The organism is Streptomyces sp. NPDC026673 (assembly GCF_040638135.1).
Taxonomy (GTDB): Bacteria; Actinomycetota; Actinomycetes; order Streptomycetales; family Streptomycetaceae; genus Actinacidiphila.
The window spans coordinates 1-7,237 of the sequence record NZ_JBEZXR010000152.1 but is presented as its reverse complement, the minus strand read 5'-3'; the positions used below and the strand labels follow the sequence as shown (position 1 = coordinate 7,237).

The window sequence follows — 7,237 nt, the reverse complement described above, 5'->3', positions numbered from 1 at the left end:
TCGAGACCGTTTCACCGGCCCCTCCGGGCTTTCCCTTCGTTGTCTCCAGCTTAGCAGATCCGATTTCCTTCTCTGCCACCCTCTGGAGGGGGTTTGCCGTCCGGCTTTCGCTTTTCGGCTTTTCCGACTCTATCAGACCGTTTCCGTCCTGATCCCCAGTCAGCGGGGTTTTGTTTCGCGCCTTCCGGCGTGTCCACCACTTTAGAGGATTTCCCCGGCGACTCATAATCGAGCCATTTGGTTCGGATTTCGGCACGCCGAAATCGTCCCCGTGGGGAAGTCGTGCAGTAGTGGTGTGCCGCCGGGCGGCTTGAGTGGCCGCCTCCGGAAGGTGACCCGTCCGAGGCAGCTAGAGAACACTACACCACGCTCCACGGTGCTTCAAACCTGTGGCCCGCAACCGGTTTCCGCGTTAGCGTCGGGGCATGACCAAGCATGCGCGCACGTACCTGTGGTGGGCCGCCTGACGGCGGCCGACGCTCAGCGCATGCACCCAACGGCCGCCGCCTCGGCGGCCGTGTGTGTTTCTCCTCCGGCCCGCCGACGGCGGCGGCCCCACAGCCGGGAGGAACACCGATGACAAGGGTCTTCAGCGGGATCAAGCCGACGGGGCATCTGACCCTGGGCAACTACCTGGGTGCCGTGCGGCAGTGGGCGGCTGTGGACCAGCACCGGGCCGAGTCGCTGTTCTGCGTCGTGGACCTGCACGCGCTCACGGTGGAGCACGATCCGGCGCGGGTACGGCGGCTCAGCCGGCAGGCGGCGACGCTGCTGCTGGCGGCCGGCCTCGATCCGCGGGTCTGCACGCTCTTCGTGCAGAGCCATGTGGACGAGCACACGCGGCTGGCGTACCTCCTGGAGTGCACCGCGACCGACGGTGAGATGCGCCGGATGGTCCAGTACAAGGAGAAGGCCGCCCGGGAGCAGCGGCGGGGCGGGAGCGTACGGCTGTCCTTGCTGACGTATCCGGTGCTGATGGCGGCGGACATCCTCGCGTACGGGGCGGACGAGGTGCCGGTCGGCGACGACCAGACGCAGCACGTGGAGTTGACGCGGGATCTCGCGGTCCGGTTCAACCAGCGGTACGGCCATGTGTTCACCGTGCCCCGGGCGGTGCTCCCTCAGGTGGCCGCGCGGGTGATGAACCTGCAGGACCCGACGTCCAAGATGGGGAAGTCGGAGGACACCGGTCCGGGGATCGTCTATCTCCTCGACGAGCCGGAGGTGGTCCGCAGAAAGCTCCTGCGGGCGGTCACGGACAGCGGGCGGGACGTGGTGTACGAGCCCGAGGAGCGGCCCGGAGTGGCGAATCTGCTGGAGGTCCTCTCCGCGTGCACGGGCCGGGCCCCGCAGGAGCTCGCCGAGGGCTACGACTCGTACGGCGCGCTGAAGAAGGACACCGCCGAGGCGGTGGTCGAGGAGCTGCGGCCGCTCCGGGAACGGCACGCGGAGCTGGTGGCGGACCCCGGCTATGTGGACGGGGTGTTGCGGGACGGTGCCGAACGGGCGCGGGCGCTCGCTCGGCCGACGGTCGACGCCGCCTACCGGGCGATCGGGCTGCTGCCTCCGGGGTGAGCGCCGGTCCGCCCCGGGGCGCGGAAGGGGCGGGAGCGGCGACCGCCATCGCCCTGGCCCTCGCGATGGTCACGGCCCCTTTCCGCACCGGCACCCGGGAGGGGCCCTTCGGGTGGACGCGGACGGCGCCGGGGTCCACTGGCCCCGGCCGCCGACGGCGGTGGTGCCCGGGCCGGCCGGTCAGCCGCTGCCGGAGGCCAGTTCGCGGCTGCGGTCGCGGGCGGCCTCCAGGGCGGCGATCAGGGCGTGGCGGACGCCGTGCTTCTCCAGCTCCCGGATGGCGTTGATGGTGGTGCCGGCGGGGGAGGTGACGGCCTCGCGGAGCTTGACGGGGTGTTCGCCGCTGTCGCGAAGCATCACCGCGGCGCCGATCGCGGACTGCACGATCAGGTCGTGTGCCTGGGCGCGCGGCAGGCCGAGGAGGATGCCGGCGTCGGTCATGGCCTCGACGAGGAAGTAGAAGTAGGCGGGTCCGGAGCCGGAGAGGGCGGTGGCGGCGTCCTGCTGGTACTCGGGGATGCGCAGGGTCTTGCCGACCGGCTGGAAGATCTCCTCGGTGCGAAGCAGGTGCTCCTCACCGGCGTGGCTGCCCGCGGAGATGACCGACATGCCCTCGTCGACCAGGACCGGGGTGTTGGGCATGACGCGGACGACCGCGATGCCGTCGGCGAGGCGCTCCTCGAAGAAGGAGGTCGGGACGCCGGCCGCGGCGCTGATGATCAGCCGGTCGGCGGCGACGTGCGGGGCGAGCTCCGCCAGGAGGGCGGACATGTCCTGCGGTTTGACGGCGAGGATGAGGGTGTCGGCGGTCTTGGCCGCCTCCTCGTTGGAGACCGACTCGACGCCGTAGCGGGCGTGCAGCTCCTTCGCGCGGACCGCGCGGCGGGCGGTGACCAGGAGGTTCTCCGGCTTCCAGCCGGCGCGGAGCATGCCCGAGAGGAGGGCCTCTCCGATCTTGCCGGTGCCGAGCACCGCGACTTTCTGCGTCATGGGGTCATCCTCGCACCGTGGACGGCTCACGGGCCGTGCCGTCCACGGTGCGGTCACCCGTGGGGGATCAGTCCGTACGGCGGCGGAGCGTGGCCGCGCCGAGGGCGAGGGCGAGCGCCGCGCTGCCGGCGACGACGGCGAGGTCGCGGACGAAGTCGCCGGTGACGCCGGTGTGGGTGAGGACCTCCTGCATGCCGTCGACGGCGTACGACATGGGCAGCGCGTTGGAGATGGCCTCCAGCACCGGCTGCATCTGGCCGCGCGGCATGAGCAGTCCACAGAGCAGGATCTGCGGCAGCAGCACGGCGGGCATGAACTGGACGGCCTGGAACTCGCTGGCTGCGAAGGCGCTGACGAAGAGCCCGAGGGCGGTGCCCAGGCAGGCGTCCGCGAGGGCGACCAGGAGCAGCAGCCAGGCCGAGCCGGTGACGTCCAGTCCCAGGGCGAGGACGGCGAGACCGGTGGCGAGGGCGGCCTGGACGACGGCGATGGCGCCGAAGGCGAGGGCGTAGCCGGCCAGCAGGTCGCCCTTGCCGAGCGGCATGGCCAGCAGGCGCTCCAGGGTGCCGGAGGTGCGTTCGCGCAGTGTCGCGATCGAGGTGACCAGGAACATCGTGATGAGCGGGAAGATGCCCAGCAGCGAGGCGCCGACGGTGTCGAAGGTGCGCGGGCTGGCGTCGTAGACCCAGGACAGCAGCGTGAGCAGGACGCAGGGCACGACGACCATCAGGGCGATGGTGCGCGGGTCGTGGCGGAGTTGCAGCAGCACGCGGCGGGCGGTGGCAAGGGTGCGGTGCGTGCTCATCGGGCGGCCTCCTCGGCCTGGTGGGGGAGCTTTCCCGCGGCCTCGTCGACGAGACGGAGGAAGGCGTCCTCGACGGTGGCGGCGCCGGTGCGGTCGCGCAGGGCGTCGGGGGTGCCCTGCGCGAGGATGCGGCCCTCGCGCATCAGGAGCAGCCGGTGACAGCGCTCGGCCTCGTCCATGACGTGGCTCGAGACGAGCAGGGTGGCGCCCCGGTCGGCGGCGAGGCGGTGGAAGAGCTCCCACAGGTCGCGGCGGAGCACGGGGTCGAGACCGACGGTGGGCTCGTCCAGGACGAGGAGTTCGGGCTCGCCGAGCAGGGCGACGGCCAGGGAGACCCGGTTCAGCTGCCCGCCGGAGAGGTTGCCGGCGAGGGCGGTGGCGTGGGTGGCCAGGTCGACGTCGGCGATGGCGCGTTCGACGTGGTCGCGGGCGTCGCCGCCGAGGACCGCGGCGAAGTACTCGAGGTTCTGCCGGACGGTCAGGTCCAGGTAGACGGAGGCGGCCTGGGTCACGTAGCCGATGCGGGGGCGCAGGGCGCGGTGGCCGGCTGGCAGGCCGAGGACGTCGAGGGTGCCGGTGACATTGGCCTGGGTGCCGACGACGGCGCGCATGAGGGTCGACTTGCCGCAGCCGCTGGGGCCGAGCAGGCCGGTGATCTCGCCGCGGGGGACGGTGAACTCCAGAGCGTCCAGGACGGTGCGGCCACCGCGGGCGACGGTCAGTCCGGAGGCGTGCACGGCGGATCCGGGGCCCGTTTCCCGGGGCTCCTCGGCTTTATTCATCATGTGGTGAATAATGCTCTCGGGGGTGTCGGGGCGTCAAGAACCCGCGGAACCATTCGTTTGGGTGACGGATCATTTACGCTCCGTTTACTTAAAGAGCTTGCAAAATGGAGTGGCTGTCTGCGCAAAATAAGGGGCGGCTAGGCATCGGAACGGGGGCACCTGTGGTATCGGCCAAGGGAGTTGCGCGTGCTGTCGCCGTCATGGCGGCGCTGCTGCTCTCCCTCTTCGCGGCCATAGGCTGCGTCGCCGCCGAGCCCGTTCCCGCCTCCGGCCGCGGCGCGGGCGGCACGGCGGCGCGCGCGGAGTCCGGGCAACCCGACTGCCTCGCACGGCAGCGCGGGAGCAACGGCATACGCCTGGTGCTGCCCGGGACGGTGAGCGTCCCGGCCCCTGCCCCGGCACCGCGGGGCGGCACCGGATCCGATGAGACGGCTCCGGTGGACGGCCCCCGCGTGTCCGCCGCCGTGACGGCGCCGCGGACCGCCCGGCAGGCGATACCCCTCGCCAGATCAGGGGAACTGCCCGTCACCTTGAGGGTGTTCCGCTGCTGAGGTCCGGCCTGCCGCCGGCTCCACCTTCCTGACCGCGGTCGCCGTCCACGGCCCGGGCCCCGCCCCGGTCCGCGTGGCCGTCGCCGTCACCGTCGCCGTCGCCCTGCCGTCGGCTCGGGCTTCGGCTCGGGCTTCGGCTCGGGCTTCGGCTTCGGCCTCGTCGGCTGAGCGAACGTGCCGCTCGCGGTCCGGAGAACGACCCCCCACACCGCTCGACCACGTACGCCCCCGCCCGTTCCGGTGCCGGGGCGCAATGGAGGACACCCTCGTGAAGACCTTCATCCCCCCATCCCCCCTCCCCCCGTCCGCCGGGCGGCCGACCGCCGGCCACCCTGCCCGCGGTTCCCTCACCCCCACCCCCGCCCGGTGAGCCGCCTCACGCGCGCCGTGTCGCGACTGCCCCGCCCGCAGTCGCTGCGCGCCGACGTCACCGCCTCGCTCGTCGTCTTCCTCGTCGCCCTCCCGCTGTGCGTGGGCGTCGCCGTCGCCTCCGGGGTGCCGGCCGAACTCGGCCTGGTCACCGGCATCGTGGGCGGCATCGTGACCGGGATACTCCCCGGCAGCAGCCTCCAGGTGTCCGGCCCCGCCGCCGGACTCACCGTCCTGGTCTACGAGGCGGTCCAGGAGTTCGGACTGCCCGCGCTGGGCGTGCTCGTGCTCGTCGCGGGCGTGCTGCAGCTCGTCATGGGCCTGCTCCGGCTGGGCCGCTGGTTCCGGGCGATCTCCGTCGCCGTCGTCCAGGGCATGCTGGCCGGCATCGGCCTCGTGCTGATCGCCGGGCAGGTGTACGCGCTCACCGACACCGCGGCACCCGCCGGCGGCCCGGCGAAGATCGCCGGATTACCCGGACTGGTCACGGGCACCGTCGCCTCGCCCACGGCGCTCATCGCGCTCGCCGTCGGCGGCGGCACCATCGTGGTGCTCGTGGTGTGGCCCCGCATCCCGCGGGCCGCACGTCTGCTGCCGGGGCAGCTGGCCGCGGTCGGGCTGGCCACGGGCGCGGCCGTGCTCTTCGACCTGCCGGTCGAGCGCGTGGAGGTGGCGGGGCTGCTCGACGTCGTCCAGCCGCCGGGTGCCGAGCAGTTCGCGGGGCTGGCGAGCCTGGCCATGATCGGCACCGTGCTGGCCTTCACGCTGATCGCCTCCGCCGAGAGCCTGTTCAGCGCCGCCGCGGTGGACCGGCTGCACGACGGGCCGCGCACGGAGTACGACAAGGAGCTCATCGCCCAGGGCGCGGGCAACACCGTCTGCGGGGCGCTCGGGGCCCTGCCGATGACCGCCGTGATCGTGCGCAGCGCCGCCAACGTGCAGGCGGGCGCCCGTACCAAGGCGGCACGTGTGCTGCACGGCGTGTGGCTGCTGCTCTTCGCCGCCCTGCTCCCCGGGGCGCTCGGAGTCATCCCGGTGGCCGCGCTGGCGGGTGTGCTGGTGCACGCGGGCTGGAAGCTCGTACCGGTGAAGGAGCTCGTGCCGCTGTGGCGGGAGCACCGGGGCGAGGCCGTCGTTCTCGTGGTGACCGCGACGGCGATCGTGGCCGCCAACATGTTCGAGGGAGTGCTCATCGGGCTGCTGACGGCGGTCGTCAAGGCGGCGTGGGAGACCTCGAAGACCCATGTGGAGATCCACGACACGGGCGACGGCCCGATCGTCGTCCGGGTCCTGGGCAACGCCACCTTCCTGCGGCTTCCCAAGCTGCTGGACCAGTTGGAGGCGCTGCCCCGCGACCGGCCGATAGAGCTGGACCTGCGCCGGCTGCGGCACCTTGACCACGCCTGCGGCATGGCGCTGCTCGGCTGGGCCGAGCGGCACAACGAGGAGGGGGTGACGCCGGTCAGGGTGCAGGGCGCGCCGGTCTGACGGGGCGGCCCGGGGCCGGACGGACGGGGCGCTCCCCCTGACTCCGGTTCCGGGCCGTCTCAGGGTCATCCCCTATGGCTTCCGGGACGGCACCGGGTGACCGTGGCGGTATGAGGCGTTCTACCGATGTATCCAGGGACGTGACCGGCGCCGAGAAGCGGCAGCTCGCGGTGGCCTCGGCCACCCTCGGCCCCTGGCGTCCGGCCGCCGCCGTCGGCGCGATCGGCGGCGGGGTCTCCCTCGCCGCCTCGGCCCTGAGCGGCGACTTCGGGCTCGGCGTCGTCGGCGGCGCCGTGTCCGTCGCGCTCATGCTCTTCTTCCTCGTCGGCGGCGCCGGCGCCGTGACGGGCCGCGGCCCGCGCGCCGACCGCCGTATCCGCCGCTGGGCGGCCGCCCATCCCTGGCGCGTGGCGCTGGTGCCGGCGGGGATGCTGCTCGTCACCGACGTCGTGCTGCGTCAGATCCTCACCTCGGAGGGCTTCTTCGGCAGTCTCTGGGACGGCCTGTGGCGAGGGGCCCTGGTCGCGGGCTTCGTCGGAGTGGTCGGCTCGGTGGCGGGGAGGCGGCGCGCGGACTAGGTGTTCTGTCCGGGGAGGTTGTGGACAGTGGTGACGATCACCGTTGGGGGCTCTTGAACGGGTGAGGGCCTTCCGGGTTCGGTGTGGATTGCGACG

8 protein-coding genes are annotated in these 7,237 nt (G+C 72.5%); 4 read left to right on the top strand and 4 right to left on the bottom strand.

Features of this window, described 5'->3' with window-relative positions:
- A partial coding sequence (locus AB0F62_RS42145; protein ID WP_361812038.1) for a hypothetical protein occupies positions 1 to 256 on the bottom strand: 256 nt, incomplete at its 3' end.
- Between the two features lie 320 nt (positions 257 to 576).
- Between AB0F62_RS42145 and trpS the strand changes: the two genes are divergently transcribed.
- Positions 577 to 1,575 (top strand): tryptophan--tRNA ligase, encoded by a 999-nt coding sequence (gene trpS / locus AB0F62_RS42140; RefSeq protein WP_361812035.1) that lies wholly within the window; start codon positions 577 to 579, stop codon positions 1,573 to 1,575.
- A 180-nt stretch (positions 1,576 to 1,755) separates the two neighbouring features.
- Here the strand turns inward: trpS and proC are convergent, their stop codons facing one another.
- The 3 genes from proC to AB0F62_RS42125 form a co-directional block, all read right to left on the bottom strand.
- Positions 1,756 to 2,565: a pyrroline-5-carboxylate reductase gene (proC, locus tag AB0F62_RS42135; protein WP_361812032.1), complete on the bottom strand. Its 810-nt coding sequence runs from the start codon at positions 2,563 to 2,565 to the stop codon at positions 1,756 to 1,758.
- Positions 2,566 to 2,632: 67 nt separating this feature from the next.
- The gene (locus tag AB0F62_RS42130; protein WP_361812029.1) at positions 2,633 to 3,370 is read right to left on the bottom strand and encodes an ABC transporter permease; all 738 of its coding nucleotides are present in this window, start codon (positions 3,368 to 3,370) and stop codon (positions 2,633 to 2,635) included.
- Positions 3,367 to 4,155, bottom strand: a complete 789-nt coding sequence (locus tag AB0F62_RS42125) for an ABC transporter ATP-binding protein (protein ID WP_361812026.1) — start codon at positions 4,153 to 4,155, stop codon at positions 3,367 to 3,369. The genes AB0F62_RS42130 and AB0F62_RS42125 overlap by 4 nt, the downstream gene beginning before the upstream one ends.
- Before the next feature lie 200 nt (positions 4,156 to 4,355).
- Here AB0F62_RS42125 and AB0F62_RS42120 point away from each other — a divergent pair, with 200 nt between their 5' ends.
- From AB0F62_RS42120 to AB0F62_RS42110, 3 genes are all read left to right on the top strand, one after another.
- Entirely contained in the window at positions 4,356 to 4,706 is a 351-nt protein-coding gene (locus tag AB0F62_RS42120) for a hypothetical protein (RefSeq protein ID WP_361812023.1), read from the top strand.
- A 366-nt stretch (positions 4,707 to 5,072) separates the two neighbouring features.
- Positions 5,073 to 6,563: a SulP family inorganic anion transporter gene (locus AB0F62_RS42115; protein ID WP_361812021.1), complete on the top strand. Its 1,491-nt coding sequence runs from the start codon at positions 5,073 to 5,075 to the stop codon at positions 6,561 to 6,563.
- A gap of 110 nt (positions 6,564 to 6,673) precedes the next feature.
- Positions 6,674 to 7,141 (top strand): hypothetical protein, encoded by a 468-nt coding sequence (locus tag AB0F62_RS42110; RefSeq protein ID WP_361812018.1) that lies wholly within the window; start codon positions 6,674 to 6,676, stop codon positions 7,139 to 7,141.
- The last annotated feature ends 96 nt before the right edge of the window (positions 7,142 to 7,237 follow it).

Excerpts from the sequence above, each read along its gene's own strand:
- trpS (WP_361812035.1), top strand. The coding sequence starts at position 577 with ATGACAAGGGTCTTCAGCGGGATCAAGCCGACGGGGCATCTGACCCTG.
- proC (WP_361812032.1), bottom strand. The coding sequence starts at position 2,565 with ATGACGCAGAAAGTCGCGGTGCTCGGCACCGGCAAGATCGGAGAGGCC.
- AB0F62_RS42130 (WP_361812029.1), bottom strand. The coding sequence starts at position 3,370 with ATGAGCACGCACCGCACCCTTGCCACCGCCCGCCGCGTGCTGCTGCAA.
- AB0F62_RS42125 (WP_361812026.1), bottom strand. The coding sequence starts at position 4,155 with ATGATGAATAAAGCCGAGGAGCCCCGGGAAACGGGCCCCGGATCCGCC.
- AB0F62_RS42120 (WP_361812023.1), top strand. The coding sequence starts at position 4,356 with ATGGCGGCGCTGCTGCTCTCCCTCTTCGCGGCCATAGGCTGCGTCGCC.
- AB0F62_RS42110 (WP_361812018.1), top strand. The coding sequence starts at position 6,674 with ATGAGGCGTTCTACCGATGTATCCAGGGACGTGACCGGCGCCGAGAAG.